The sequence below is a fragment of the Mycobacterium simiae genome (assembly GCF_008370645.1).
Taxonomy (GTDB): domain Bacteria; phylum Actinomycetota; class Actinomycetes; order Mycobacteriales; family Mycobacteriaceae; genus Mycobacterium; species Mycobacterium simiae_A.
Genome location: NZ_VTZN01000696.1, coordinates 1 through 210, shown reverse-complemented (window position 1 = coordinate 210; position 210 = coordinate 1). Strand labels below are relative to the sequence as shown.

Sequence of the window (210 nt, the reverse complement as noted above, 5' to 3'; positions counted from 1 at the left end):
GGCCGGAGGTGTCGGCGGTGGCGGTGGCGAAGGCGGCACCGGCGGAGCGGGCGGAACGGGCGACTGGTCAGTGGCTAACGGTGTGGGTGGCACCGGCGGCAAGGGCGGTGATCCCGGTGCTGGCGGAGCTGGAGGGCAAGGCGGTAGCGGGAGTAGCACTGGCGCCACCGGGGCCGTTGGCGCCTCGCCTTTGAAAGGCGGCGACGGCGG

General features: G+C 74.8%; 1 protein-coding gene. It reads left to right on the top strand.

Translation table 11 applies throughout. The annotated features are described in order from the left end of the window. Positions 1-194, top strand: a 194-nt coding sequence (locus F0Q45_RS28535) for a hypothetical protein (protein ID WP_223163976.1), incomplete at its 5' end; no start/stop codon positions are given. Positions 195-210: the final 16 nt, after the last annotated feature.